Origin of the sequence: Solimonas sp. SE-A11, assembly GCF_030345715.1 — a bacterium.
GTDB lineage: Bacteria > Pseudomonadota > Gammaproteobacteria > Nevskiales > Nevskiaceae > Solimonas_A.
This window is the reverse complement of record NZ_JAUASX010000001.1, coordinates 558914-584340: the sequence shown is the minus strand read 5'-3', so window position 1 is coordinate 584340 and position 25427 is coordinate 558914. Positions and strand designations below refer to the sequence as shown.

Sequence of the window (25427 nt, the reverse complement as noted above, 5' to 3'; positions counted from 1 at the left end):
CGGAAGCGGGATGCGGCGCATTGACGCGGATCAATGCCGCGCCCTGGCGCGCGCCGGAGACTGGCCCGGCACCCACCACCGCCGTGCCCGCCCATGAACGACGCCCAAGCCTTCGACCCGCAGCTGCTGCGCCGCTACGACCGCGCCGGCCCGCGCTACACCTCCTACCCCAGCGCCGCGCAGTTCGGCAGCGGTTTCACACGCAGCGACTACGAGGCGGCACTGGAGCGCGCCCACCATCGCGGCGGGCCGCTGTCGGTCTATGTGCACGTGCCGTTCTGCGAGAGCCCCTGCTTCTACTGCGCCTGCAACCGCGTGATGACGCGGCAGAAGGCCATGACCCAGGCCTACCTGGAGCGGCTGCTGCAGGAGATCGGCCTGCATGCGCGCACGCCCGGCGCGCGCCGCTCGATCCAGCAGCTCCACCTAGGCGGTGGCACGCCGACCTCTTTCGACAGCGATCAGCTGGGCCGCCTGATGGCGGAGCTGGACCGCAGCTTCGGCCTGGTGGACGGGCCGGGGCGGGAATACTCCATCGAGATCGACCCGCGCCGCCTGGGCCCCGACACCATCGCCGACCTGGCGGCGATGGGCTTCAACCGCATCAGCATCGGCGTGCAGGACTTCGACCCCGCAGTGCAGAAGGCGGTGAACCGACTGCAGTCCTTCGAGGAGACCCGCGACGCGGTGGTGCAGGCCCGCAACTACGGCATGCGCTCGGTGGGCATGGACCTGATCTGCGGCCTGCCGCGCCAGACCGAGCAGGGCTTCGCCGAGACCCTGGACCGCGTCACCCTGCTGCTGCCGGACCGCGTGTCGCTGTACAGCTACGCCCACCTGCCGCGCCAGTTCAAGGCGCAGCAGCGCATCGACGCCCGCGAGTTGCCGGGTGCCGAGCTCAAGCTGCGCCTGATGCGCCTGGCGATCGAGCGGCTCTGCGCCGCCGGCTACCAGTACATCGGCATGGATCACTTCGCGCGGCCCTCCGATGAACTGGCCAAGGCCGCCGCGGCCGGCCGCCTGCAGCGCAACTTCCAGGGCTACTCCACCGGCGCGGGGCTCGACCTGATCGGCCTGGGCGTGAGCGCGATCAGCCGGGCCGACGGCTGCTACGCCCAGAACGCGCGCCAGCTCAACGCCTACTACGCCCAGCTCGACCACGGGCACCTGCCGGTGGAACGCGGCCTGGCGCCCACCGCCGACGACCGCCTGCGGGCGGAGCTGATCGAGTCGCTGATGTGCCGCTGCGCGGTGGAGTTCAGCGGCCTGGAGTGGAAGCACGGCATCCGCTTCCGCGAGCACTTCGCCGCTGAGCTGGCGGCGCTGGAGCCGATGGCGCGCGACGGCCTGGTGCGGGTGGCCGAGACGCGGCTGGAGGTGACGCCCGCCGGGCGCTACCTGCTGCGCGCCATCGCCATGGTGTTCGACACCTACCAGGCCGCCGCCCCGGGCGAGCAGGTGCGCCATTCGCGGGTGATCTGAGACCCGGCGGCGGGTTGACCTGGATCAATGCCGCCGCCGCCCCGCGGACCGAGACTGGCGCCGCAACGAACCTCCACAGGGAGCACGTACCGATGGACCCGCAACCCACCCCCGTCGCCTACCAGGACCAGGTCATCCGGCAGTTCTCCGTGATGACCGTGGCCTGGGGCATCGTCGGCATGGCGGTCGGCGTGCTGCTCGCCGCCCAGCTGATGTTCCCGGCGCTGAACTTCGACACCGCCTGGCTCAGCTACGGCCGCCTGCGGCCGCTGCACACCAACGCCGTGATCTTCGCCTTCGGCGGCTGCGCGCTGTTCGCCACCAGCTACTGGTGCGTGCAGCGCACCTGCCGCGCGCCGCTGTTCCTGCCGCGGCTGGCGTCGTTCACCTTCTGGGGCTGGCAGGCGGTGATCGTGGCCGCCGCCATCACGCTGCCGATGGGCATGACCCAGGGCAAGGAATACGCCGAGCTGGAGTGGCCGATCGACATCCTGATCGCCGCGGTCTGGGTGTCGTATGCCGTGGTGTTCTTCGGCACTATCGCCAAGCGCCAGGTCAGCCACATCTACGTGGCCAACTGGTTCTACGGCGCCTTCATCATCGCGGTGGCGGTGCTGCACATCATCAACAGCCTGTCGATCCCGGTGTCGCTGACCAAGTCGTACAGCGTCTACGGCGGCGCGGTGGATGCGATGGTGCAGTGGTGGTACGGCCACAACGCGGTGGGCTTCTTCCTGACCGCCGGCTTCCTGGGGATGATGTACTACTTCGTGCCCAAGCAGGCCGGGCGGCCGATCTACAGCTACCGCCTGTCGATCGTGCACTTCTGGGCGCTGATCAGCGTCTACATGTGGGCCGGCCCGCATCACCTGCACTACACCGCGCTGCCCGACTGGGTGCAGTCGCTGGGCATGGTGTTCTCGCTGATCCTGCTGGCGCCGAGCTGGGGCGGCATGATCAACGGCATCATGACCCTGTCGGGGGCCTGGCACAAACTGCGCGAGGACCCGATCCTGAAGTTCCTGATCGTCTCGCTGTCGTTCTACGGCATGTCGACCTTCGAAGGTCCGATGATGTCGATCAAGACCGTCAACGCGCTGTCGCACTACACCGACTGGACCATCGGCCACGTCCACAGCGGCGCGCTGGGCTGGGTGGCGATGATCTCGATCGGCTCGATCTACATGCTGATCCCGCGCCTCTGGGGCAAGCCGCAGATGCATAGCGTGCCGGCCATCAACCTGCACTTCTGGCTGTCGACCATCGGCACGGTGCTCTACATCGTGGCCATGTGGATCGCCGGCGTCATGCAGGGCCTGATGTGGCGCGCGGTCAACGACGACGGCACGCTGACCTACAGCTTCGTCGAGTCGCTGAAGGCCACCTATCCCTTCTACGGTCTGCGCCTGGCCGGCGGCCTGATCTTCCTGTCGGGCATGCTGGTGATGGCCTGGAACGTCTGGAAGACCATCGAACCGCAGGCCCAGCCGCAGCGCCGCGCCCTGCCCGCCGGAGCCCAGGCATGAAACACGAGATCCTCGAGAAAAACGTCGTCCTGCTGGCGGTGCTGATCCTGGCCGCGATCAGCATCGGCGGCCTGGTGGAGATCGTCCCGCTGATGAACCAGAAGGCCGCCACCCAGCCCTCGCCGGGCCTGGCGCTGCGCACGCCTCTGGAGGTGGCCGGCCGCGACGTCTACATCCGCGAGGGCTGCTACAACTGCCACTCGCAGATGGTGCGCTCGCTGCATGAAGAGGTGATGCGCTACGGCCCGGCCGGGCAGGCCGGCGAGTCGGTCTGGGACCACCCCTTCCAGTGGGGCTCCAAGCGCACCGGGCCGGACCTGTCGCGCATCGGCGGCCGCTACAGCGACGACTGGCACCGCATCCACCTGAACAACCCGCGCGACGTGGTGCCCGAGTCGAACATGCCGGCCTATCACTGGCTGACGGAGCAGGCGGTGGACGGCGAGGAGGTTGCCGCGATGATGCGCGCGCTGCGCTTGGCCGGCGTGCCGTTCAGCGAGCAGGACATTGCCGGCGCGCCGGAAGCGGTGGCGGGCAAGAACCAGATGAACGCGCTGATCGCCTACCTGCAGTCGCTGCGCGCCCCCAAGGCCGCCGCCGCGCCGGCCACGCCCGCGGCCACCACGCAACGCACGGCCGCGGCAGCCGCCGCCGGCCCCGCCACCGGAGAACAACCATGATCAGCGGCATCGTCACCGCCATCCTGCTGCTCGCCTTCCTCGCCATCGCGGTCTGGGCCTGGTCTTCGCGCAACCGCGAGCGCTTCGCCGAGGCCGCCAGCCTGCCGCTGAAGGATGACGGCGCGCAGGGCGCTCCCGCCTGCTGCTGCAAGGAGCGCCAGCCATGAACATGCTCGAGCAACTCAGCGGCTTCTGGCACTGGTTCATCGTGCTGCTGACGCTGGTCTCGATCGCCGGCTGCCTGTGGCTGCTGTTCGCCAATGCCAAGGCTCCCGGCGGATCGGACACCGGCCACGTCTGGGACGATGACCTGCGCGAGTACAACAACCCGCTGCCGCGCTGGTGGCTGGTGCTGTTCGTGCTCACGGTGGTGTTCGCGCTGGGCTACCTGGCCTTCTACCCGGGCCTGGGCAACTTCGGCGGGCGCCTGCAGTGGAGCTCGGACGGCCAGATGCAGCAGCAGCTGGCGCAGGTCGAGCAGGCGCGCAACCAGCGCTATGCCGCACTGGCCTCGCGCCCCATCCCGGCCAACGCGGTGGACCCCGAGGCACGCGCGCTGGGGCGCGGCCTGTTCATGGCGAACTGCGCCGGCTGCCACGGCGCCGACGCGCGCGGCGCGCTGGGCTTCCCCAACCTGGCCGACAAGGACTGGCTCTACGGCGGCGATCCCGAGGCCATCCTCGCCAGCATCCGCGACGGGCGCGCCGGGCAGATGCCGAACTTCAACGCCATGCTCAAGGCCGAGGTGGTGGACGACCTGGTGCGCACCGTGCGCGGCTGGTCAGATCCGGCGTTGCCGGCCGAGGTCCGCGAGCGCGGCATGAAGCAGTACGCCTACACCTGCGCCGCCTGCCACGGCCCGGAAGGGCGCGGTAACCCGGCCATCGGCGTTCCCAACCTGGCCGACGCCACCTGGTTGCACGGCGGCTCGTACGAGTCGGTGCGGCAGAGCATCCTGTTCGGGCGGCGCAGCAACATGCCGGCGCACCGCGACCTGCTCAGCGACGCGGAGATCCACCTGCTCGCCGCCTACGTCTACGGCCTGGCGGAGACGCCGTGAACCCGGAACGGCTGCAGCGTCTCGGCGCCCTGCTGTGGGCCGCCTTCCTGGGCGGCGCCAGCAGCATGGGCGCGATCCTGGCGCTGCCGCCGTCCTGGCTGGAGCATGGCGCGGGCCTGCGCGAACTGAGCCTGCTGTTCTTCGTCTGCTGGGCCCTGGCGCTGGTGCCGGCCATCGTCACGCAGATGCTGGTGCTGCCGCCACGCGGGAATCGCCCATGACCACTCCCGCCACCTCGCTCTACGCCGCCACCGCCAAGCTGCAACCACGCATGGCCCACGGCCGCTACGCGCGTCTGCGCGTGGCGGCCATGCTGGGCCTGCTCGGCCTGTACTACCTGCTGCCCTGGATCAGCCTGGGCGGCCAGCCGCTGGTGCTGCTGGACCTGCCGCACCGGCGCTTCCACGTGCTGGGCCTGACCCTGATGCCGCAGGACCTCTACCTGCTGGCCTGGCTGCTGGTGATCGCGGCGATGACGCTGTTCCTGTTCACCGCCCTGGCCGGCCGCCTGTGGTGCGGCTACGCCTGCCCGCAAACGGTCTGGACCGAGGCCTTCCTGTGGATGGAGCGGCTGGTGGAGGGCGAGCGCCACGCGCGCCTCAAGCTCGACGCGGCGCCCTGGGGCGCGAACAAGATCCTGCGCCGTGGCGGGCGCCACCTGCTGTGGGCGCTGTTCTCGCTGTTCACCGGCCTGACCTTCGTCGCCTACTTCGTGCCGGCACGCGAACTGTTCCCGGCCTTCTTCACCGGCGCCGTGGGCGGCTGGGCACTGTTCTGGAGCCTGTTCTACGGCTTCGCCACCTGGGGCAACGCCGGCTTCCTGCGCGAGCAGGTCTGCAAGTACATGTGCCCCTACGCGCGCTTCCAGTCGTCGATGTTCGACCGCCACACGCTGCTGATCGCCTACGACGAAAAGCGTGGCGAGCCGCGCAAGTCGCTGGCGCGCAAGGCCGACGCGCAGGCGCGCGGGTCCTGCGTGGATTGCTCGCTGTGCGTGCAGGTCTGCCCCACCGGCATCGACATCCGCCAGGGCCTGCAGTACGAGTGCATCGCCTGCGCCGCCTGCGTCGACGTCTGCGACAACGTCATGGACAGCGTCGGCCAGCCGCGCGGCCTGATCCGCTACACCAGCAGCGCGCGCGAGGAGGGCCTGGCGACAAAGCTGCTGCGTCCCCGCACCCTCGCCTACGGCCTGCTGTGGCTGCTGCTCTGCGGCGGCTTCGTCGTCATGGTGGCGCTGCGCTCGCCGCTGCAGCTCGACGTGATGCGCGACCGCCACAGCCTCTACCGCCAGTTGCCCGATGGGCGCGTGGAAAACCTGTACACGGTGAAGCTCGCCAATGCCTCGGCGGACGCGCACCGCTTCCGCATCGAGGTGCGCGACCGCCAGGGCCGCGCCTACGAGGCCGATTCCGGGGAGATCACGCTGGCGCCGGGCGAGCTGCGCAGCCTGGTGCTGCCGGTACGCACCGCCGAACGTCCCGCCGAGACGGTGACGACCCTGCTGTTCACCGCGGCCGCCGTCGATGCCCCGCGCCTGAGGCGCGAGCGCGAGGCCCGCTTCCTGTCTGGAGCACAACCATGAAACGCTTCCCCTGGATCGAGATGTCGCTGCTGGTCGGCCTGCCGCTGCTGGTGCTGGTGGCCGGTGCCTTCACCACCGCCCTGGCCATGCAGCAGGGTTTCACGCCGCTCGAAGCCGTGGTCCTGCAGCAGGCGGTGCGCTGACATGAGCGCCGCCGCGGCCGACTGGAGCGCCTACGACCGGCCGGAGCTGCGCGCCGCCATCGCCACCGGCTTGCCCGGCGGGCGCGAGGAGGTGCTGCTGTTGGCCGAGGGCATGCACTGCGCCTCCTGCGTGGGCCGCCTGCGCAAACTGCTGGGGCCACAAGTGCAGGACCTGCGCATCAACCTGGCCAGCCGCACGCTGGAGTTCGTGCACGATCCGCAGCGCCAAGCCTTGTCCGCGCTGTTGGCGCAGATCGACGCCGCCGGCTTCGAGCCCCAGGTGCTGGCGCAGGACGCCGACCGCGCGCGTGCGCGGCGCCGGCGCCGCACGGAGCTGGTGCGGATCGGCGTGGCGGTGATCGGCGCCATGCAGGTGATGATGCTGGCCTGGCCGGCCTACTTCGACGGCGGCACCATCGAGCCCGGCATCGCCGGGCTGATGCGCTGGGCGCAGTTGCTGCTGGCCACGCCGGTGGTGTTCTACGCCGGCTGGCCCTTCCTGGCCGGTGGCTGGCACTCGCTGCGCGCACGGGTGCCGACCATGGACCTGCCGGTGGCGCTGTCGCTGTTGATCGCCTGGGCCGCGTCGGCGCTGCGGGTCTTCACCGGCCAGGGCGAGCTCTACTTCGACGCCGCCACCATGTTCGTGATGCTGCTGGGCGTGGCACGCTGGTTCGAGGGGCGCAGCCGCAGCCGTGCCGGCGAACGCATGCGCCTGCTGGCCGGCCGGCGCCCGCTGACCGCCGTACGCGAGCAGGGCGACAGTGCGGAGACAGTGGCGCTCACCGCGCTGCAGGCCGGCGACCGCCTGCGCGTGGCACCCGGCGAGGCCCTGCCGGCCGACGGCGAGCTGCTGGACGAGACCGCGCAGCTCGACGAGTCGCTGCTCAGCGGCGAGTCGCGGCCGGTGCTGCACCGCCGCGGCGACACGGTGCTGGCCGGCAGCCTGAACCTGGCGCCGGCCACATTGCGCCTGCAGGTGAGCGACGCCGGTGCGGGCACGCGCCTGGCGCAGATCACGCGCCTGCTGCAGCAGGCGCAGGACGACCGGCCGCGCGTGCAGTTGCTGGCCGACCGCTACGCCGGCCATTTCGTGCTGGCGGTGAAGGCACTGGCGCTGGCCGGTGCGGGGTACTGGTGGCCGCAGGACGCCGACAAGGCCCTGAGCGTGGCACTGGCGGTGCTGGTGGCGAGCTGCCCCTGCGCCCTGTCGCTGGCCGTGCCCACGGTGCATGCCGCGGCCAGCTCCCTGCTGGCGCGCCGCGGCGTGCTGATGGCGCGGCCGCGCGCACTGGCGCGCCTGACCCAGGTCGACACCGTGCTGTTCGACAAGACCGGCACCCTGACGCGACCGGATCTGACCGTGGCGCAGGTGTTGCCGCTGGCGGACCTGGGCATCGGGACCTGCCGGCGCCTGGCCGCGGCACTGGAGCGCGAGCTCACCCATCCCATCGCCCGCGCGCTCGCCGCCGGCGTCAGCGACCTGCCGCGGGCACAGGACATCCGCCTGCAGTCGGGCGGCGTCAGCGGCAGCATAGACGGACGCCGCTACTGGATCGGCGCCGCGGAGCAGGCGCCGCAAGCGGTCGCCTTGCCCGCCGGCCCGCAGGCGGCGCAGGCCAGCTGGCTGCTGCTCTGCGAAGACCAACGCCCGCTGGCGCTGTTCGGCCTGCGCGCGGAGCTGCGGCCCGAGGCGCAGCGGCTGATCGCCGCGCTGCGTAGCCAGGGCCTGGCGATGGAACTGCTGACTGGCGACGCCGAGGCCCCGGCCCGCGCGCTGGCCGCGCAGGCCGGCATCGCCGCGCTGCGCTCGCGCCAGACGCCGGAGCAGAAGCTGGCGCGCCTGCGCGAGCTGCAGGCGCAGGGCCGCGTGGTCATGGTGGTGGGCGACGGCATCAACGACGCGCCCTTCCTGGCGGCGGCCGACGTCGCGGTGGCGATGCCACAGGGCGCCGCGCTGGCGCAGGCGCGGGCCGACGTGGTGCTGGTGGGTGATTCGCTGAGCGGCCTGGGCACCCTGCGCAGCGTGGCGCGGCAGGCGCAGCGCCGCCTGCGCCAGAACCTGGCCTGGGCGCTGGGCTACAACCTGGTGGTGCTGCCGTTGGCCCTGGGCGGCTGGCTGACGCCCTGGCTGGCGGCGCTGGGCATGTCGCTGTCGTCGCTGCTGGTGGTGGGCAACGCCCTGCGCCTGCACACCGGAGAACACTGATGGAAGCGCTCTACCTGCTGATTCCGATGGGACTGCTGGTGGTGCTGGCCGCCGCGCTGATCTTTGCCTGGACCATCGGCAGCGGCCAGTACGAGAACCTGGACGAGCAGGCGCAGACCCTGCCCGACGACGATTGACCCAGATCAAGGCAGCGCAGCCCGCTGCGCCGGACAATCCAGACATGAGCTTTTCCTCCGCCCGCTGTTCCTCCAAGCCCTACTGCTACTGCAGCCTGCAGGACATCTGCATGGCGCTTCACGAACTGGCGGGGCGCACCGTGCTGCTGGCGCCGGGCGATGCCGTCCAGCAGGATGCCGCGGCGCGGATCCGCCAGTGGTGCGCCGCCCGCGAGCGCAGCTTCGACCAGGTGGTGTCCAGCCTCGCCGCCGATCCCGAGACCGCGGCCCTGCTGCAGGACTGGCTGGCGCATGCGCCGGCCCCGCTGGCCGCGAGCGAGGATGGCGCCGACCCCTACCTGGCGCTGTGCCGCGACGTGGCGGCGCTGGAGGAGCACCTGATGCTGCTGTTCGGCACCCTGATGCAGCAGGGCGACAGCGCCTGGGCCCGGCGTCTCTACCGCGACCTGCTCGACCACCGCGCCCCGGTGCCGGCGCTTGCCCTGGCCCAGCGCCAGCCGGCACCACGGCCATGCCCGCCGCCGAACTGACCCTAGCGGCCTTCGCCGCGGCGGGGCTGGGCGCCAGCCCGCATTGCGCGCTGATGTGCGGCTGCCTGCAGGCGCTGCAACTGCGGCCGGCCGCGGACGGCGCCGCGCTGCGGCAGCGCCTGTTGCTGCTGCATGCCGGCCGTGTCTCCGGCTATGCGCTGCTGGGCGCGGTGATGGGTACCGGCGGCCTGCTGCTGTTCCGCCGGCTGCCGGAGGCGATGACCGGACTGCCGCTGCAAGGGCTGGCCGCGGCGATCCTGCTGCTGATGGGCCTGCGCCAGTGGCGCGGTGCTGCCCGCTGCCACGCCGCGCGACAGCCGCCGGCAGCCGCGCCCAAGCCGGTCCGTGTGCTGCTGCGCGGGATGGCCTGGGCGCTGCTGCCCTGCGGCGCGCTGTACGGCATGCTGTTCCTGGCCATGCTCAGCCGCAGCCCCTTGTACGCCGCGCTGCTGATGGCGGCCTTCGGACTCGGCACCCTGCCGCTGCTCGGGGCCGGCGGCTGGTTGCTGCCGCGCGCGACACTACGTCGCGAGGGCCTGCGCCGCGCCGGCGCGGCGCTGCTGATCGTCTTCGGCCTGGTGGGGCTGGCCGCCGCCGGCCTGGCCCCGGTGACCGCCGCGCCCGCCTTCTGCAACCCGTTCCTGCGCGGCTAAACTGGGCGCATGCCCGGAACCACGCCGCCACCCACCGCGGAAGACCGCCTGAGCGCACTGCTCAACGCGGCGGTGGATGCCATCGTGCTGATCGACCCGCGCGGACGCATCTCGCGCTTCAACCGCGCCGCCGAGCGGCTGTTCGGCTACGTCGCGGCGGAGGTGCTGGGCCAGAACGTCTCGATGCTGATGCCCGAGCCCTATCACGGCGAGCACGACGGCTACCTGGAGCGCTACTCCGCCACCAGCCGCCCGCGCATCATCGGTATCGGCCGCGAGGTGGTGGCGCGCCGCAAGGACGGCAGCACCTTTCCCATCGACCTGTCGGTGGGCGAGTTCCGCCGCCCGGCGGCGGAGGGCGGCGAACCCTCCGGCGACGAGGGCGAGCACGGCTTCGTCGGCATCCTGCGCGACATCACCGCGCGCAAGCTGCAGGAACAGCAGTTGCGCGACACGGCGGAGGAATTGCGCCAGGCCTTCGGCGAGGCTGAGGACCTGCGCGCGCGCCTGACCCATGCCGGCCGCCTCGGCACGCTCGGCGAGATGGTCAGCGGCATCGCCCACGAGGTGAACCAGCCGCTGACCGCCATCGCCAACTACGCCAGCGCCTGCAAGCGCCTGCTGCTGTCGGGCCACGCCCAACCGGAAGAGATCGCCGAAGTGCTGAACAAGATCAGCGTTCAGGCCGAACGCGCCGGACAGGTGATCCGCGGCCTGCGCAAGCTGGCGCGGCGCGAGGACCGCGCCGCCGACCGCCTCGACGTCAACCAGTTGGTGGGCGAGGTGGCACGCCTGGTGGAGTTCGAGTTCCGCAATGCCGGCTGGCAGCTGCGCCAGTCGCTGGCGCCGGGGCTGCCGCCGGTCAGCGGTGACGGCGTGCAGGTGCAGCAGGTGGTGCTGAACCTGCTGCGCAACGCGGTGGAGGCGATGTCCGAGGCCACCACCGGCGGCGACACCGTGGACCTGCGCACCCGCACCCACGACGGCTGGGTGGAGATCACGGTGGACGACTGCGGGCCGGGCATCCCGGCGGCTACCGCGCAGCGGCTGTTCGAGCCCTTCTTCACCACCAAGCCGCAGGGCATGGGCCTGGGGCTGTCGATCTGCCAGTCCATCATCTCCGCCCATGGCGGCGAACTGAAGCACGAACCACGGGAGGGCGGCGGATCGCGCTTCCGCATCCGCCTGCCGGCGGAAGGAAACACGCAATGAGCGAAACGGCCTGCGTCTATATCGTCGACGACGAGGAGGCGATCCGCGACAGCCTGGCGCTGCTGCTGCGCTCGGTCGGCATCCCCACCCGGCTGTTCCCCGACGGCGGCAGCTTCCTGACGGCCTACCACGCGGGCATGCGCGGCTGCGTGGTGCTGGACGTGCGCATGCCGCGCATGGGCGGGCTGGAGCTGCAGCAGGAGCTGAACCGGCGCGGCTGCAGCCTGCCGCTGATCTTCATGAGCGGCCACGGCGACGTGCCGATGGCGGTGGAGGCAATGCGTGCCGGCGCCATGGATTTCCTGCAGAAGCCCTTCCACGACGAGGACATGATCCGCCGCGTGCAGCGCGCCATGGAACAGGGCGAGCGCGACAGCGCGGCACTGGAGGAGCGTGAGGGCCTGCGGCGGCGCTTCGAGACGCTGACCCCGCGCGAGCGCGAGGTGGCGGAGCGCATCGTCTCCGGCGACGCCAACAAGGTCATCGCCATCGACCTGGACCTGAGCGAGCGCACGGTGGAGCTGCACCGGGCCCGCATCATGCAGAAGATGGAGGCCCGCGGCCTGGCCCACCTGGTGCAGATGATGCTCCACCTGCAGGGCTGATTCCCGCATCCTGCCGTTGCCCCATCGCAGTGGCATTGACCTGGCTCAATGCGCGCCAGGCACCGTCGCGTCCATGCTGGCTCAAGTCCTTGTGAGCCAGCCGCCATGACCGAACAGATCGCACACGCCTACACCTTCAGCGTCATCCTGACGACCGCCGTCTTCGCCGTCCTGCTGGCCCTGCTGCTGTACCGCGACTCGCCCGCCTTCCTGCGCCGGCGCAGGCAGGCGTTGCTGCGGACGCTGGCGACGATGCGCCTGCATGCGGTGCTGGTCCGCCGTCGCATCGATCCCGCGGAATACGCCGGATGCCAAGGCCTGGACACCCTGCAGCGCCAGTTGCAGCAATGTGGCGGCTGCGCGGAGACGCACCGCTGCGACCGCAGCATCAACAGCGCCGTCGGCGATCCGCCGATCGCTCTCTGCCCGAACCGCGCGGCGATCCTGACCGCCTGCGACCGGCGCGGCCGGCGCACCGCGGGTTAAGGGATGGCCATGAAGGAGATCACGCGATGAATCCCCTGGCCCTGTCCATGCCCGGCAGCGAGGCCCTGGGCGAGGCGCTGGCCGAAGGCCTGCCCGCCGACACCGGGACGATGGACCTGCACGTCTTCCCGGATCGCGAGACCTATGTGCGCATCGAATCGCCGGTGGCGGACCGCGACGTGCTGCTGGTGACGGCGCTGGATGCGCCGGACAGCAAGCTGGTGCCGCTGTTCCTGGTGGCCAGCACGCTCAGCAGCCTGGGGGCGCGCAACATCGTGCTGGTCGCGCCCTACCTGCCCTACCTGCGGCAGGACCGGGTGTTCCGGCCCGGCGAGGGCCTGTCGTCTAGCTACATCGCGCATTGGTTCTCCGGCTTCGCCGACGGCCTGGTGACGGTGGAACCCCACCTGCACCGCATCGCGGAACTCACCGACGTCTTCTCGATACCCTGCGAGGTGGTGGGCGCCGCCGACAGCATCGCGCGCTGGGTGGGCGAGAACGTCTCCCGGCCGATGATCGTCGGGCCCGCCATGGAAAGCCGCCAGTGGAGCGACAGCATCGCCCGCGCGCTGGAGTGCCCCAGCATCTTCCTGCACCGGATCCGCATAGGCGACAGCCGCGTGGAGGTGTCGATCCCCGACCTGACGGCCTATACCGATTTCACCCCGGTGCTGGTCGACGACATCGTCTCCAGCGGCCAGACCATGGCCATGGCGGTGCGACGCCTGCGCAGCGCGGGATTTCCGCAGCCGGTGTGCATCGGCGTGCATGCGCTGTTCGGGCAGGCCACGGTGGACCTGCTGCGCAGCGCGGGCGCGGAGCGCATCGTCAGCTGCAACGGCCTGAAGCATCCCAGCAATGCCGTGGACCTGGACCGGGCGATCGTCGCCGCCACGCGCAGCCTGCTGCGCCGGCTGCCGCGGCCGCGACAGGCCTGAGCGACGTCAGGACTGCGCGGCGTCCTGTGCCGGGCCAGGCCCCAGTGCGGTGCGCAGGCTGACGCGCATGCATTGCGGGTCTTCCGGGTCGCGCCGGATGGTGAAGCCCAGCGAGCGCACTACCGCCAGCATCGGCCCGTTCTCGGCCAGCACGTCGCCATAGACCGTGCCGACGCCGCGGGCGCGGGCGACGTCGAGCAGGCAGCGCATCAGGTGCTTGCCGATACCGAGCCCGGCCCAGTCGTGATGCACCAGGATGGCGTACTCGGCCTCGGCATTGTCGGGGTCCATCACCAGCGTGGCCATCGCCACGATGCGGTCGCCGCCCTCGGGCGGCACCACCACCAGCGACAACTCGCGGTCGTAGTCGACCTGCGTCATGCGGGCCGCCATGTCGTGCGAGAAGTTGCGGATGTGCAGGAAGAAGCGCAGGCGCACTTCCTCCGGGTCCAGCCGCTGCAGCAGCTCGATCAGCGCGGGCTCGTCGGCGGCGCGCACCGGCCGCACCTTGAGGCTGCGGCCATCGCGCAGCGCCAGCGGATGCCGCAGCGCCGCCGGATACGGTGCCAGTGACAGGCGCTGGCGTTCGGGTGGCGGTGTCTGCAGCAAGCCGGTGCCGCTGCCGGCGACCATGCCCACGTTGCCGTCGGCGGCCACCGCCAGCAGCAGCTCCAGCTGCGTCAGCTGCGCCAGGTCCACCAGCATCTGCCCCAGGCGTACCAGCGCCTCCGGCAGAGCCGCGCCGCGCACGGCGAGGGAATCCGGCAGCAGTCCGGCGTCGGTCAGCATGCGGCGCGCCAGCAGCGCATCCAGCGGCGCAAAGCCGTAGACCTCGCGCTCCTGCAGGCCGCCGGCCTGTGCCGCCAGGCGCAGGTGCATGCCCAGCTCGGGGTCCAGGTCGGCGCGCAGGCGCAGGCACAGCCCGGTCGCTGCCGGCACCACCGGCAGCTCATAGGCGGCGAACAGTTCCTCGATCACCGACGAGGCCAGAGGCTCGCCCTCGGGCTGGCTCGCCAGCAGGCTTTCGGCCTGCTGGCCTTGCGCCGAGGCCTCGCGCACCGGCGGCGGTGTCTGCATCAGCAGTTCACGCGTCAGGCGGTGCTGGCGCCGGTAGCGCAGCGCGCGGGCCGCTTCGTCCGCCGAGGGGAAGGTGGCAAGTCCGCTCAGGGCCGCGAGGCCCCGCGCCGGCAAGGCGGTCTCCAGGCCCAGCCACACCGTCAGCAGGCGCTCGCGCAGGCCCGAGGCGATCAGGGCCTGCGCCATGGTCTGGTGTGAGCCGCGCTCCTCGGGGCTGTGCACGTAGATCACCGCGTCCACGCCCTTCTGCGCCAGCAGCAGGCGCAGCACGTTGACGGTGGTCTGCGGCGGGCTGCGGCCCAGGTCCACCGCCAGGCCCAGGCGCGCCTGCGGCGCCAGTTCCGGCAGCCGCTCCAGGCTGTCCGCCGGTGGCGGCACCACGCTGAGGCCCTGGCGCCGCAGCGCGTCGATACCCAGCGCGCAGGCACCGGCACCGTTGCCGGCCACCACGAAGCGTCCGTCCTCGGGCACCGGGATGCGCTCCAGCGCCGCCAGCGCGTCGAACAGGCCGCCGAGCGTGGTGCATTCCACCAGGCCGGCACGCTGGAAGGCGGCGGAGCGCAGCTGCGGATCGCCGCGGTTGCCGAACAGCGGCTGGGTCTGCAGCACCACCACCGGCTTGATGCGTGCCGCGGCGCGCGCGGCCGACATGAACTTGCGCGAGGCGCGGATGCGGCTAAGCTGCAGCGCCACCGCGCGCGTGCGCGGGTCCAGCGCGGCGCGGTCCAGCAGATCGGCGACATCGACGTCGGCCTCGATGCCGGTGACGGCGAGCCAGGACAGGCCGACGTTGCGGCCCACGGCCCAGTCGACGGCGGCGGCGGCCACCGATTGCGACTGCGCGATCAGCGCGATGCTGCCGGGTGGCGGCGTCAGCGGCAGCGAGCTGAGGTTGTAACCCTGGGCCACCGAGCAGATGCCGCCGGCGCGTGAGCCGAGCAGGCGCATAGTGGTGGGGCGCATGGCTTCCAGCAGCGCCGCGGGCGCCGGCTCAACACTGGGCCACAGCAAGGCGCGACAGCCCTGCTCCGCCAGAGCGGACACGGTGGCCGGGTCCAGCATCGCGGGGTCGAGCACCACCGCCAGCGACGCACGCGGCCAGGGCTCGCCGGGCGACAGGCTCACCCAGCCGGGCTCGGCATCGGCACCGGCATGCGTGCGCCGCTCCGGCGGCACGCTCTGCGCGATGTTGTGGAACAGCTGGCGCGCCGCCTCGTCCGCCGGCCGGCCCAGGACCAGCACGTGGTCGGGCTGCAGCAAGGCGTCGAGATTGCGGACGGTCACAGCGCGCCGCCCATGAAGGGCTCCAGGAAGGCCTCGACGCTGCGCGCCAGCGCGGTCAGGTCATAGCCACCTTCGAGCATCGCCACCACGCGATCCTCGCAGCATTGCTCGGCCAACTGCTGCACCAGGCGGCCCAGCCAGCGGTAGTCGTCCAGGCCCAGGCGCAGGTTGCCCAGCGGATCGGCGCCGTGCGCGTCGAAGCCCGCGGAGACCAGCAGCATCTGCGGCTGGAAGCGCTCCAGCGCCGGCAACCAGTGCTCCGTCACCGCCGCGCGGAAGGCGGTGCCGGCGCTGTAGGGCGACAGCGGCACGTCGATCAGGCTGGCGGAGTCGCCGCTACCGGCCCAGTACGGATACAGCGGGTGGCCGTAGGTGGAACACAGCAGCACGCGCGGATCGTCCTGGAAGATGTCGGCGGTGCCGTTGCCGTAGTGGACGTCGAAGTCAAGGATCGCGACGCGCTCCAGGCCACGTGACAGCGCGTGCGCCGCCGCCACCGCGACGTTGTTGAAGAAGCAGAAGCCCATGGCCCGCGCACGCTCGGCATGGTGCCCCGGCGGGCGCACGGCGCAGAACGCCAGGCTGGCCTTGCCGCCCAACACCATGTCCACGGCCTGCACGCCGGAACCCGCGGCGCGCAGGGCGGCGCGGCGCGTGTGCCGCATGAACAGGGTGTCCGGATCCAGGTGCTGCGGCGGATCGGCCGGCGCGTTGAGGATGAAGCGCACGTGCTCGGCGGTGTGCACGCGCTGCAGTTGCTCCGGCGTGGCCTCCGGCGCCTCGGCATGCAGCAGGAAACCGTCAATGCCACAGGCCATCAGCCGGTCCTGGATCGCGTGCAGGCGCAGCGGGCTCTCGGGATGCCCTTCCTCCATCTGGTGGAGCAGGCAGTCCGGATGGGTGATCCAGGCGACGGGCATGGTGTTCATGTGCTTACCTTACTCCCCTGGACATTGCACGCAATGGATCGGCAGCGGCGACGGAAGGTTCAGGCCTCCGGTTGCAGTGCCCGCTGCCAGCGCGCGAGGTCCGCATGCCGCGCCAGCGCCGAGCCGAACTCCGGCTCCTTGACCATCAGCACGTCGCAGCGCAGCACGGCGAGCAGGCCCTCCGCGGTGCTGCCCATCATGAAGCGGTCCCAGGCCGAGCGGTATACCGAGCCCAGCGCCACCAGGTCCGCGTCACTGCGGCCGATGAAGGCGGCCAGGCTGGACGCCGGATCTCCCGAGAGCGTATGCAGCCGATCCGGCGGCACGTGCCGCTGCGCGGCGAAACTGCGGAAGGATTCGAGGTCGGCGGCGATCCGCAGCTCGTAGTCGCTACGCAGGCGGTGCCCCACCAGTTCCCCTGCCGGAATGAACGGAACCACATGCGCCAGGTGCAGTTCCGCATCGGCATAGCGGCACAGGCGCAGCGCGCTGCCGACCAGGGCGTCGTTCAGCGGCGTGGGGTGCAGCCGACTGTTGCAGACATCGACGGCGGCGACGGCGCGCCGAGGCAACAGCGGCGCCTCGCCGCACACCAGCATCAGGTCGGCCGGCAGCAGGCGCAGCAGCTTCCAGGCCAGTGGACGCAGGGCCTCGTCGCCGCTGCCGGCTGGCGCGATCACCAGGTCCGGCTTCAGTTCCATGCTGCGGGCGATCACCGCTTGATGGGGCCGGGGCGCCCACAGCACGTCGCATTCGACACGCAGGCCCTTATCCGCCAGGGCCGAGGCCTCTATGGCCAGCCGGCGCAGGCGGCTGTCGATGAACTGCGCGATGGCGGCCTTGCGGAGGCCCGGCTCCAGGTCGTCGCCGTAGGCCTCCACCATCGGTTCATGGTCGAACACGTAAAGATGCAGCTCGGCCCCGCTGCGGCGCGCCAGCTCGACCCCGCGGCTCAGCGCGGCACCGTGCCAGGGCTCCTGCTCCAGCACCACCATGATCCTGCCGAGCGCGCTCATGCGAACTGTTCCGTCTGGTAACGGGGGCCCTGCGCCCCGGCCTGCGGCGGCGACAGGTGCTCCTGGGCGAAGCAGTAGCGGTTACGGCCCTCGGCCTTGGCCTGATAGAGGGCGGCGTCGGATACCTCGTAGATGTGCTCGAAGCGGGTGCGCGGATATCCGGCCCAGATGCCGGCACTGGTGGTGGTATGGATGCTGCTGCCGTGGAAGTCCACGCGCAGTTCGCGCAGGGCCTCCAGCAGACCATGCACCTTGGCGGCGGCTCCCCGGCGATCGCAGCCGGGCATGAACAGCAGGAACTCCTCGCCGCCCCAGCGCCCGACCAGATCAGTGCTGCGGGTCTCGCGGCGCAGCACCTGCCCCACCGCCCGTAGGTAGGCATCGCCGGCGGCGTGTCCATGGGTGTCGTTGATCCGCTTGAAGCGATCCAGGTCCAGCATCACCACGGCGCACTGCTGGCGCAGGCGGCGCATCAGGCGGATGCCCTGGCGCGTGACCTGCTCGATCGCCGGGCGGTTCAGCAGGCCGGTCAGCGCGTCACGCGAGAAGTTCTCGTCGATGGGGATATGGAATTCGAGCACGCCCTGGTCCATCGGCAAGGCCACGACCTTGAACAGCTCCAGGCCGCCGCCAACGCGGTGCGCGTGCACGAACTCGCAGGTCAGCCCCTGCGCCGCCGCGCGCAGCGAGCGGCAGGGTCCATGGCCCTGGCTGTCGCAGGGCCGGTCATAGCCATGCAGGCATTCGTGGCACTTTCCTTCAGGCCGCTGCAGGGGCGTGGCCGCGTTCGCCCAGCGCAGCTCGTAGTCCTGCCCGACCCACAACGCGGGGAATGGGAGCTTCTCCAGCAGCGGCCGGGCCGCATCGAAGTTCAGCTGGGCCAGCGCCTGGGTTGGTAACGCTTGCGATACTGCGGTCGCCATCTCGCTCATGCCTGTCTCCTGTGGGGCGCAGCGGCCCCGGAAGCCTGGAAGCGAGACTACCGGCACCAGCCTGGGCCGGCGTTGATCCAGGTCAACGCCGGCTCAGGCCGTACCGGTGGGCAGGGCCAGCACGCCGCAGCTCGCGTGACGCAGGACCTGCTCGGCGGTGCTGCCGAGCAGCCAGCGATCCACCCGTCCGCGCGCGGTCACCCCCAGCACGATCAGGTCGCAGCCCTGCTCGCTGGCAAAGCGGCACAGCGTCGGCGCCGCGGGCCCCTCCAGGAAGTGCGCGAGTTCCGCCGGCACGTGGGCATCGGCGGAAAAAGCCGCGAAGGTCTCGCGCCGCACACGGCTCACCTCGGCTTCCAGCATTTCGCTGGTTCCGCCACCGACGATGATGTCGCTGCCGACCAGGGCGATGGGCTCGCTGACGTAGGCCAGTTGCAGGCTCGCGTCGCATTGCAGCGCAAAGGCCGCCGCATCGCGCAGCAGGCGCAGGTTCAGCATGGGGTCTTCCAGCACGTCCACCGCCACGAGGACGCGGCGCGGCAACGGCCGGTCACCCGGCGTCACCCGCATCACCGGCACCGGTGAGCGACGCAACATCTGCTGGTCCGGCGAATGCGCCAGCAGGCGCTGCGGCAGTCCCTCCTCCATGGCATCGACGATGGCAATGTCCGTCTGCTGCTCCGCCAGGCCAGTGAGGATCTCGGGCAAGACCGGATGAGCCCAGTCGGCGGCGCTGCTCACCTGCAGGTCGAGTTCGCGCAGATCAACCGCCTGCTGCTCGACGACCCGCCGCGCTTCGGCCAGGTAGCCGTCGCGGGCCTGCTCCATGGCGGCGCGGTTCACCAGCGCGATGGCGGCGATGGCGCGGCTGTAGCAGAAGGCGGCGATGTGCACGCGCGCGCCCGAGGCCAGGGCAAGCGCGCGAGTGCGCTCGAAGGCGGGCGAATGCGGCCGCTGTGGATCGGACAGCAGGTACAGGCTGCGGAACTGCGTCATGGGGTTCTCCGTTGCTGGCGACACGATCTCCAGCACGCACCACCGCTGCATTGACCTGGGTCAATGCCGGCGACGGGCGGTGCTCGCAGCATCGCCACCGCACACACCGGAGAACCAACATGCAAACGAAGATTTCCGTGGCGCTCTACGCGCTCGCCCTTGCTGCGGCCCCGGCGACGCAGGCCTACGAGGCCGGCGACGTCCTGCTGCGCGGTGGCATCCACTACGTGAGCCCCAAGTCGGACAACCATGACACGCTCGAGGTACAGGCGGCGGCATCCCTGACCGCCAGCGTCGAGTACTTCCTGCAGCCGCAATGGGCCATCGACCTGCTGGTGGCCGTGCCCTTCAAGCACGCGGTGGAGCTCAACGGCACCGAGGTGGCCAGCACGCGGCACCTGCCGCCGACGCTGTCCCTGGTCTGGTATCCGGCGGTGAATGGCCCCTGGCACCCCTATGTCGGCGCCGGCCTGAACTACACCATCTTCTTCGACGAGGACACCCAGGGCCCCATCGCCGGCCAGAAGCTGAAGCTTGATCCGTCCTTGGGGCTCGCCGCCGTAGCCGGCATCGACTGGGACATCGATGATCGCTGGGGTGTGGCGCTGGATGTGCGCTACATGGATATCGACACCGATGGCACGCTCGACGGCGCGTCGCTGGGCACCTTCGAGATCGACCCTCTGGCAGTCGGCCTGTCGGCCCGCTACCACTTCGGCGGCCGCTGAGCGGCCGTCCTGGCGAACGGCCGGCGCAGGTCCCTCAGGGCTGCGCCGCCTTGCCCGCCGCCATGCTGCGATAGCGGTAGACCCAGTACAGCAGCGCCAGTGCCGCCGCACCCGCCGCCGGGATCGCCAGCGCCGCGAACTGCATCTGCTGGAAGCCCAAGGCGCCCACGCAGCCGCCGAGGATGAAGCCGACGATCAGCAGCAGGTAGAGCACCGCCTTGCGCCGGTCCATGGCATGGCCGCGCAGGCGCGCGCCGAGCATGGTGCCGAGGTCGGTGAACAGGCCGGAGACGTGCGTGGTGCGGATCGCCGCACCGCTGTAGGTGCTGACCATGCCGTTCTGCAGGCCGCAGGCGGCGGAGGCCAGGAAATGGCCGCTGGTGGAGCCACGCATCAGCGCCAGCATCGCCGCCAGTAGCAGCGCCGCCTCGATCAGCAGCGCCACGCTATAGCGGCGCCCCAGGCGCAGCACGGCATCGCCGATGATGACCCCGCTCAGCGCCGCGCCGAGTACGAAGGCCAGCAACACGCCGAACAGGTGCAGGCTCTCCCCCAGGTCCGCGCCGACCAGCGTCAGGCTCAGCCAGGTGGACGTCCCCGTGAGATGCGACACCGCCTGGTGGCGGAATCCCAGCAGGCCGATGGCGTTGACCGCGCCGGCGATGGCGGCCAGCCAGAAGGCGCCGACTTCGACCCAGCGGGGGAGTTTGGTGAACACCGGACCCGATCTCCTGCGAACCCCGCCATTGTCGGTGTTTTGGGCCGCGTTGGCACTAGAATGAATTCATTACTTGCCTACTGGAAGCCCCGACATGGACGCCACCGTCGCCAGCACCGTCATCCTGCCCTGGATCCACTACCTCGCCGTGCTGATGATGGCCGGCGGCGCCGTGGCCGAGCTCTACCTGCTGCGCCTGCCCGCCTCCAGCGACATCGTGCGCCTGCTGCCGCGCGTGGACCGCTTCTACGGCATCACCGCCGTGCTGACCTTCGTCACCGGCATCCTGCGCATGTACCACGGCGGCAAGGGTGCCGACTGGTACTGGCACAACGGCCTGATGCACGGCGTGATCACCGCCTTCGTCGTCGCCTTCTTTGTGTCGCTGGTCCCGACCGTGCGTTTCATCCGCTGGAACAAGCAACTGGGTGCCGGCAACGGCCTGCCGGCCGAGGCCGACCTGCGCAAGACCAAGGCACTGGTTCACATCCAGCTGACGCTGGTGGCGCTGATTGCGCTGCTGATCACGCTGGTGGCCCGTGGGCATGGGCATCATGGGTAGCTTCGCGTCAGCTTCCTCTCCCGCCAGCAGGAGCGGGAGCAGAAGCAGCATCACCCAATAGCCGCTTCCTCATCGCCCCACTCAAGCGCATCTCCCCCTGCCCCACTTCCTCCCCGCAGCGGTCGCAGCCCACCACCGGCACCAGCGGCTGCCCGCAGCTGCGATGGAACAGCAGTAGCGGCGGCCCCTTGCGGCCTGCGAGCCAGCGGTCGCCCCAGCGGAGCAAGGCGACGATGATGGGGAACAGGTCCAGCCCCTGGTCGGTAAGCCTGTAGCCGTCGCGCGCCTCGTCGCCGCGCTCCAGCACCTCCAGCTCCACCAGCCTCGCCAGGCGCTCGCTGAGGATGTTGCTGGCAATGCCCAAGGCCTCCTGGAACTCGCCGAAGCGGCGGTGGCGGTAGAAGGCCGCGGCTACCGTCATTGCGGTCCAGCGATCACCCAGGATCTCGAAGCTGCGCTGCATCAGCGGCTGCGTGGCGGCGATATCCTCTGCCGCGATGCTGGAGCGGCGGTGCGCACGCGCGCCGGGATGCGGGTCCAGGCCGGCACCGGGGCCGGCGCGCCACTCCACCTCGCGCGCGTGGATAGTCTCGCCGCAGGCGGCACAGCGCTGCTGCGGCGTGAACTCGCGCCCGCAGCCGACATGGCGCAGGCGGTGCATGGGGCTGCGTGCGTCGTAGTGCCAACGCCGATCCCAGGCGATGACGGCGCAGGCGACGTCGTGCAGATCGGCGCCGCGCTCGGTCAGCAGGTACTCGTCGCGGGGTGGATGCTGCTGATAGCGGCGGCGGCGCAGCAGGCCGGCCTCTTCCAGGCGCCGCAGGCGCTTGGACAGCACGCTGCGCGCCATGCCGGTCATCTCCAGCAGATCGCTGAAGCGACCCTGGCCCAGGAACAGGCAGTACAGCAGCAGCAAGGTCCAACGGTCGCCGATCAGATTCAGCGCGCGCGAGACCGAATGCGCCTGTACCGAGAGGTTCGGCGCTCCCACCTGGCGGGGCGGGGCGATGGACCGGGCGTTCAAGGCCGGCCGACGACGAAGCTGACCGTGGTGGCGCAGGAGCCGCCGATGTTGAGCGTGCCGATGCGGCGCGCGCCGGGGATCTGCATCTCGCTCGCCTGGTCCATGACCTGCCGCCCGGCATCCAGCAGCATGCGCACGCCGGTGGCGCCCACCGGATGGCCGCCGCCGATCAGCCCGCCGGACATATTGACCGGGCATGCACCGCCGGGGGCGATGGTGCCGTCCTCCACTGCGCGCCAGCTCTGCCCCGGCGGCGTCAGGCCGAAGTGGTCAATGGCCATGTACTCGGTGCTGGTGAAGCAGTCATGCGTCTCGATGCCGTCCAGCGCCTGCACGCCGGGCAAGCCGGCGCGGCGGAAGGCGTCCAGGATCGTGGCGCGCACATCCGGAAAGACGTAGTCCTGGCCGCGGCTGCGTTCGAGCTTGTCGAGCAGGCGCAGGCCGGCGTTGCGGTGACCCCAACCGAGGATGCGCGGCAACCGCCACGGGTCCAGGCCCAGTTCGGTCGCACATTGCGGAGTGGCCAGCAGCACCGCGCAGGCGCCATCGGTGATCTGCGCGCAGTCCTGCCGACGCACGCCGGGCTCGATCACCGGGTTGGCGGAATCGTCGTCGTGGAAAGCCTCGGGCGCGAACTGCCAGCGTCGCGTCTGCGCCTTGGGATTGCGCCGGGCGTTGGCGTAATTGAGCTGCGAGATGGCATTGAGATGGCGCCGGTCCAGGCCATAGCGTTCCTCGTACTCCTGCGCCAGCCGCCCGAACACGGCGGGCCACATGAAGCGACAGGGGATGTTCTCCCGCCCCTGCCAGGCGGCGGAATTCTGGATGCGCGAGGCCTCGTCGCCCGGCAGGTTCTTCTGCTCTTCCACGCCCACCACCAGCACGCAGTCGTAGCGCCCGGCCTCGATCTCCGCCATGGCGGACAGGATGGCGAGCGAGCCGGAGGCGCAGGCGCCCTCGTGACGCATCGCCGGACGTCCCCATAACTCCGGCACCACCTGGGCCACCATGGAGCCCAGGTGCCCCTGCTGGCGCTGCAGCTCTCCGAAGGCATTGCCGACGTGGATCGACTCCACCTGCTCGGCACCGATGCCGGCATCGTCGAGCGCGCCGTGGGTGGCCTCGCGGATCATGTCGGAGAGATCGCGCCCCTCGCGCGACCACACGCGCGAGAAGTCGGTCTGGTGACCACCGAGGATGCAGATCGCGCTCACGCGGCCCGCACCTGGTCGCCGCGCGCCCAAGTCGCGTGGAACCCCGCCGGCACGCGGCAGGGCAGCTTCACCGTGGCCACCGGACCAAGCGCGATGTCGCGCGCGTCCAGCACCTGCACCTCGCTGCGGCCGCTGGTGGCGTCGGTGACGAACACCGTCAGCCAGCCATCGTCCTCCGCCGTCGCGCCGATGCGCGGCGCGAATGCCGCCTCGGATCCGAAGCAGCCGGGCGCGTAGCGCCAGGTCTCGCAGGCGCCGCTGCGCAGGTCGTACTTGTGGATGCCGTCGAAGCGCTGCAGATCGGTGGCGGTGTCGATCGACATGACGTAGCCGAACTGCGTCGGCCGGCCGGCACGGTCCAGGTTCACCATCGGGAATTCGCCGATGCGGTCGTCGAGTTGGCGCTGGCGCACGGCGCCGGTCTTCAGGTTCATGCGCCATTCCCAGGGCACGGCATGCAAGGCCAGCACTGCCACCATCGGTGCATAAGGGCCGTAGGCGCGGTTCGGCGCCAGGCCATTGGGCACCATGCGGCAGGCCTGCATGACGACCTCGTCGCCATCCTCCCAGGCATTGATCACGTGGTAGATGTAGCAGGGGTCGGTCTCGAACCAGCGCACCTGGCTGCCGCGTCCGCGCCGCGGTACCACGCCGAAGCGGGCCGGCTGGTCGCGACGCTGCTCGATGGTCCATTGCCCGCGCTTCAGGCCCTGCTCGGTCATCACCACCGGCAGATCGTGCAGGATCAGGTAGTTCTCCGTCAGGCCCATGTCGTGTGGCAGTCGCGGGCCCGGCAACTCCACCTTGTCGAAGTTCAGCAGGCGTCCTTCACGGTCCACCACGCCGAAGGACATCCAGGGCTCGTACAGCGCGTAGTCGAAGAACACGAACTCGCCGCTGACCGGATCGGTCTTGGAGTGCGCCGAGACATGGCGCGGCAAGCGACTGTCGAAACGCTCATCGCGCAGCGTCTGCAGCGTGCGTGCATCGACGCGCACCGGTGTGCCGCTGACGTACCACAGCGCCAGCAGGCTGCCGCCGTGCAGCAGGATGTCGGTGTTGGCGGTGTCCTTGTACACCGTGCCGCCGCGCTCACGATGCGCCGGCAGCATCACGCCACTGGCGCCGCAGCTCCCCGCCAGGTCCGCCTCGAAATCCGACGAGCGCACGTAGCGGCTGCGGTATTCGGCACGGCCGTCCTCGAACCACACACCATGCAGCATGCCGTCACCGTCGAACCAGTGATGCAGACCCTGCGGGGCCTGCGCCGGGTTGGGGCCGTTGCGCACATAGGCGCCCCAGAGCTCGCGCGGCAGCTCGCCGGCGATGTCGCAGTGCAGCACGGTTTCTTCGCGTACCACGGGCGCGTAGAGCCCCTGCAGGTAAGGATTGAACTCGTTGGGGTTTCCGGAAGCACTCCCGGCACCGGCGGCGGGCGTCTCCATGTTCTCCTCCCTCCGCTCTCCGGCGGAATGCTGCGGTGCCGCAAGGCGGCTGATGTGCAGCAGACTACGGTTGTGAGTTTCTTTATGCAAGCGTATGCTGACTCCACGGTTAGCGGCCCGGCAGAGGCCTCTCCCAGTGCGAGAAAGGAGCTTCGATGCGAAATGGATTCGCCATCGGGCGCGATGCGAACGGAACGACCGGCGCTGCCGCTACGGTCCGGCGCATCGCCCCCTGGATGTACCGGAATACGTCCGC

Annotated in this window: 27 protein-coding genes; 18 read left to right on the top strand and 9 right to left on the bottom strand. The window is 70.7% G+C overall.

The genetic code is table 11. The features are described from left to right. Positions 1–93 precede the first annotated feature (93 nt). The 16 genes from hemN to QT386_RS02815 all read left to right on the top strand — a co-directional run bounded on the left by hemN (position 94) and on the right by QT386_RS02815 (position 13246). Positions 94–1482, top strand: a complete 1389-nt coding sequence (hemN, locus tag QT386_RS02890; RefSeq protein ID WP_289272230.1) for an oxygen-independent coproporphyrinogen III oxidase — start codon at positions 94–96, stop codon at positions 1480–1482. 92 nt (positions 1483–1574) lie between these two features. Then, positions 1575–3008, top strand: a complete 1434-nt coding sequence (gene ccoN / locus QT386_RS02885; RefSeq protein ID WP_289272229.1) for a cytochrome-c oxidase, cbb3-type subunit I — start codon at positions 1575–1577, stop codon at positions 3006–3008. After that, positions 3005–3688, top strand: coding sequence for a cytochrome-c oxidase, cbb3-type subunit II (gene ccoO / locus QT386_RS02880; protein ID WP_289272228.1), 684 nt, complete (start codon positions 3005–3007; stop codon positions 3686–3688). The genes ccoN and ccoO overlap by 4 nt, the downstream gene beginning before the upstream one ends. Continuing rightward, positions 3685–3855, top strand: a complete 171-nt coding sequence (locus QT386_RS02875; RefSeq protein WP_289272227.1) for a cbb3-type cytochrome c oxidase subunit 3 — start codon at positions 3685–3687, stop codon at positions 3853–3855. Before ccoO ends, QT386_RS02875 begins: the two co-directional genes overlap by 4 nt. Continuing rightward, complete coding sequence (gene ccoP, locus QT386_RS02870) at positions 3852–4748, top strand: cytochrome-c oxidase, cbb3-type subunit III (protein WP_289272226.1); 897 nt, start codon at positions 3852–3854, stop codon at positions 4746–4748. Before QT386_RS02875 ends, ccoP begins: the two co-directional genes overlap by 4 nt. After that, the gene (locus tag QT386_RS02865; RefSeq protein ID WP_289272225.1) at positions 4745–4969 is read left to right on the top strand and encodes a hypothetical protein; all 225 of its coding nucleotides are present in this window, start codon (positions 4745–4747) and stop codon (positions 4967–4969) included. Before ccoP ends, QT386_RS02865 begins: the two co-directional genes overlap by 4 nt. Next, positions 4966–6333, top strand: coding sequence for a cytochrome c oxidase accessory protein CcoG (gene ccoG, locus QT386_RS02860; RefSeq protein ID WP_289272224.1), 1368 nt, complete (start codon positions 4966–4968; stop codon positions 6331–6333). The genes QT386_RS02865 and ccoG overlap by 4 nt, the downstream gene beginning before the upstream one ends. Continuing rightward, a complete protein-coding gene (locus QT386_RS02855) occupies positions 6330–6476 on the top strand; it encodes a hypothetical protein (RefSeq protein WP_289272223.1) in 147 nt (48 codons plus the stop codon). The genes ccoG and QT386_RS02855 overlap by 4 nt, the downstream gene beginning before the upstream one ends. Position 6477: 1 nt before the next feature. Then, positions 6478–8685, top strand: a complete 2208-nt coding sequence (locus tag QT386_RS02850; RefSeq protein ID WP_289272222.1) for a cation-translocating P-type ATPase — start codon at positions 6478–6480, stop codon at positions 8683–8685. After that, positions 8685–8822, top strand: a complete 138-nt coding sequence (ccoS, locus tag QT386_RS02845) for a cbb3-type cytochrome oxidase assembly protein CcoS (protein WP_289272221.1) — start codon at positions 8685–8687, stop codon at positions 8820–8822. The genes QT386_RS02850 and ccoS overlap by 1 nt, the downstream gene beginning before the upstream one ends. A gap of 44 nt (positions 8823–8866) precedes the next feature. Then, a complete protein-coding gene (locus tag QT386_RS02840) occupies positions 8867–9352 on the top strand; it encodes a hypothetical protein (protein WP_289272220.1) in 486 nt (161 codons plus the stop codon). After that, the gene (locus QT386_RS02835) at positions 9334–10005 is read left to right on the top strand and encodes a sulfite exporter TauE/SafE family protein (protein ID WP_289272219.1); all 672 of its coding nucleotides are present in this window, start codon (positions 9334–9336) and stop codon (positions 10003–10005) included. The genes QT386_RS02840 and QT386_RS02835 overlap by 19 nt, the downstream gene beginning before the upstream one ends. A gap of 9 nt (positions 10006–10014) precedes the next feature. After that, positions 10015–11217 carry a nitrogen regulation protein NR(II) gene (locus QT386_RS02830; protein WP_289272218.1) on the top strand — a complete coding sequence of 401 codons (1203 nt, stop codon included), beginning with the start codon at positions 10015–10017 and terminating at the stop codon, positions 11215–11217. Next, complete coding sequence (locus QT386_RS02825) at positions 11214–11822, top strand: response regulator transcription factor (RefSeq protein ID WP_289272217.1); 609 nt, start codon at positions 11214–11216, stop codon at positions 11820–11822. Before QT386_RS02830 ends, QT386_RS02825 begins: the two co-directional genes overlap by 4 nt. Before the next feature lie 105 nt (positions 11823–11927). Then, positions 11928–12308: a hypothetical protein gene (locus QT386_RS02820; protein ID WP_289272216.1), complete on the top strand. Its 381-nt coding sequence runs from the start codon at positions 11928–11930 to the stop codon at positions 12306–12308. Positions 12309–12334: 26 nt separating this feature from the next. Continuing rightward, entirely contained in the window at positions 12335–13246 is a 912-nt protein-coding gene (locus QT386_RS02815) for a ribose-phosphate diphosphokinase (RefSeq protein ID WP_289272215.1), read from the top strand. Positions 13247–13252: 6 nt separating this feature from the next. Here the strand turns inward: QT386_RS02815 and QT386_RS02810 are convergent, their stop codons facing one another. From QT386_RS02810 to QT386_RS02790, 5 genes are all read right to left on the bottom strand, one after another. Then, positions 13253–15607: a GNAT family N-acetyltransferase gene (locus QT386_RS02810; RefSeq protein WP_289272214.1), complete on the bottom strand. Its 2355-nt coding sequence runs from the start codon at positions 15605–15607 to the stop codon at positions 13253–13255. Further along, a complete protein-coding gene (locus QT386_RS02805; RefSeq protein ID WP_367401378.1) occupies positions 15604–16527 on the bottom strand; it encodes a histone deacetylase family protein in 924 nt (307 codons plus the stop codon). The genes QT386_RS02810 and QT386_RS02805 overlap by 4 nt, the downstream gene beginning before the upstream one ends. 68 nt (positions 16528–16595) lie before the next feature. Beyond that, complete coding sequence (locus QT386_RS02800; protein WP_289272212.1) at positions 16596–17552, bottom strand: universal stress protein; 957 nt, start codon at positions 17550–17552, stop codon at positions 16596–16598. Beyond that, the gene (locus QT386_RS02795) at positions 17549–18484 is read right to left on the bottom strand and encodes a GGDEF domain-containing protein (protein ID WP_289272211.1); all 936 of its coding nucleotides are present in this window, start codon (positions 18482–18484) and stop codon (positions 17549–17551) included. Before QT386_RS02795 ends, QT386_RS02800 begins: the two co-directional genes overlap by 4 nt. A 93-nt stretch (positions 18485–18577) precedes the next feature. Continuing rightward, complete coding sequence (locus QT386_RS02790; protein WP_289272210.1) at positions 18578–19480, bottom strand: universal stress protein; 903 nt, start codon at positions 19478–19480, stop codon at positions 18578–18580. Between the two features lie 119 nt (positions 19481–19599). On the opposite strand from QT386_RS02790, the gene QT386_RS02785 reads away from it, so the two are divergent. Further along, on the top strand, positions 19600–20208 hold the full coding sequence (locus tag QT386_RS02785; RefSeq protein ID WP_289272209.1) for an OmpW family protein: 609 nt from the start codon (positions 19600–19602) through the stop codon (positions 20206–20208). 34 nt (positions 20209–20242) lie between these two features. Here QT386_RS02785 and QT386_RS02780 read toward each other — a convergent pair whose 3' ends face one another. Continuing rightward, positions 20243–20926 (bottom strand): YoaK family protein, encoded by a 684-nt coding sequence (locus QT386_RS02780; protein ID WP_289272208.1) that lies wholly within the window; start codon positions 20924–20926, stop codon positions 20243–20245. 94 nt (positions 20927–21020) lie between these two features. Here QT386_RS02780 and QT386_RS02775 point away from each other — a divergent pair, with 94 nt between their 5' ends. Further along, positions 21021–21488 carry a DUF2214 family protein gene (locus QT386_RS02775; protein ID WP_289272207.1) on the top strand — a complete coding sequence of 156 codons (468 nt, stop codon included), beginning with the start codon at positions 21021–21023 and terminating at the stop codon, positions 21486–21488. Positions 21489–21495: 7 nt separating this feature from the next. Here the strand turns inward: QT386_RS02775 and QT386_RS02770 are convergent, their stop codons facing one another. Genes QT386_RS02770 through QT386_RS02760 form a run of 3 tightly spaced genes read right to left on the bottom strand, consistent with a single transcriptional unit; the run spans position 21496 to position 25171 of the window. Further along, a complete protein-coding gene (locus QT386_RS02770) occupies positions 21496–22512 on the bottom strand; it encodes a helix-turn-helix domain-containing protein (RefSeq protein ID WP_289272206.1) in 1017 nt (338 codons plus the stop codon). Further along, positions 22509–23717 (bottom strand): acetyl-CoA acetyltransferase, encoded by a 1209-nt coding sequence (locus QT386_RS02765; RefSeq protein ID WP_367401377.1) that lies wholly within the window; start codon positions 23715–23717, stop codon positions 22509–22511. Before QT386_RS02765 ends, QT386_RS02770 begins: the two co-directional genes overlap by 4 nt. A gap of 5 nt (positions 23718–23722) precedes the next feature. Beyond that, positions 23723–25171 carry a carotenoid oxygenase family protein gene (locus QT386_RS02760; protein ID WP_289272204.1) on the bottom strand — a complete coding sequence of 483 codons (1449 nt, stop codon included), beginning with the start codon at positions 25169–25171 and terminating at the stop codon, positions 23723–23725. Between the last annotated feature and the right edge of the window lie 256 nt (positions 25172–25427).

Coding starts and splice junctions, on each gene's coding strand:
- QT386_RS02790 (WP_289272210.1), bottom strand. CDS start 19,480: ATGACGCAGTTCCGCAGCCTGTACCTGCTGTCCGATCCACAGCGGCCG.
- QT386_RS02855 (WP_289272223.1), top strand. CDS start 6,330: ATGAAACGCTTCCCCTGGATCGAGATGTCGCTGCTGGTCGGCCTGCCG.
- QT386_RS02795 (WP_289272211.1), bottom strand. CDS start 18,484: ATGAGCGAGATGGCGACCGCAGTATCGCAAGCGTTACCAACCCAGGCG.
- ccoS (WP_289272221.1), top strand. CDS start 8,685: ATGGAAGCGCTCTACCTGCTGATTCCGATGGGACTGCTGGTGGTGCTG.
- QT386_RS02850 (WP_289272222.1), top strand. CDS start 6,478: ATGAGCGCCGCCGCGGCCGACTGGAGCGCCTACGACCGGCCGGAGCTG.
- QT386_RS02800 (WP_289272212.1), bottom strand. CDS start 17,552: ATGAGCGCGCTCGGCAGGATCATGGTGGTGCTGGAGCAGGAGCCCTGG.
- QT386_RS02820 (WP_289272216.1), top strand. CDS start 11,928: ATGACCGAACAGATCGCACACGCCTACACCTTCAGCGTCATCCTGACG.
- QT386_RS02775 (WP_289272207.1), top strand. CDS start 21,021: ATGGACGCCACCGTCGCCAGCACCGTCATCCTGCCCTGGATCCACTAC.
- QT386_RS02835 (WP_289272219.1), top strand. CDS start 9,334: ATGCCCGCCGCCGAACTGACCCTAGCGGCCTTCGCCGCGGCGGGGCTG.
- hemN (WP_289272230.1), top strand. CDS start 94: ATGAACGACGCCCAAGCCTTCGACCCGCAGCTGCTGCGCCGCTACGAC.
- ccoN (WP_289272229.1), top strand. CDS start 1,575: ATGGACCCGCAACCCACCCCCGTCGCCTACCAGGACCAGGTCATCCGG.
- QT386_RS02875 (WP_289272227.1), top strand. CDS start 3,685: ATGATCAGCGGCATCGTCACCGCCATCCTGCTGCTCGCCTTCCTCGCC.
- QT386_RS02825 (WP_289272217.1), top strand. CDS start 11,214: ATGAGCGAAACGGCCTGCGTCTATATCGTCGACGACGAGGAGGCGATC.
- QT386_RS02760 (WP_289272204.1), bottom strand. CDS start 25,171: ATGGAGACGCCCGCCGCCGGTGCCGGGAGTGCTTCCGGAAACCCCAAC.
- ccoO (WP_289272228.1), top strand. CDS start 3,005: ATGAAACACGAGATCCTCGAGAAAAACGTCGTCCTGCTGGCGGTGCTG.
- QT386_RS02830 (WP_289272218.1), top strand. CDS start 10,015: ATGCCCGGAACCACGCCGCCACCCACCGCGGAAGACCGCCTGAGCGCA.
- QT386_RS02815 (WP_289272215.1), top strand. CDS start 12,335: ATGAATCCCCTGGCCCTGTCCATGCCCGGCAGCGAGGCCCTGGGCGAG.
- ccoG (WP_289272224.1), top strand. CDS start 4,966: ATGACCACTCCCGCCACCTCGCTCTACGCCGCCACCGCCAAGCTGCAA.
- QT386_RS02785 (WP_289272209.1), top strand. CDS start 19,600: ATGCAAACGAAGATTTCCGTGGCGCTCTACGCGCTCGCCCTTGCTGCG.
- ccoP (WP_289272226.1), top strand. CDS start 3,852: ATGAACATGCTCGAGCAACTCAGCGGCTTCTGGCACTGGTTCATCGTG.
- QT386_RS02805 (WP_367401378.1), bottom strand. CDS start 16,527: ATGCCCGTCGCCTGGATCACCCATCCGGACTGCCTGCTCCACCAGATG.
- QT386_RS02840 (WP_289272220.1), top strand. CDS start 8,867: ATGAGCTTTTCCTCCGCCCGCTGTTCCTCCAAGCCCTACTGCTACTGC.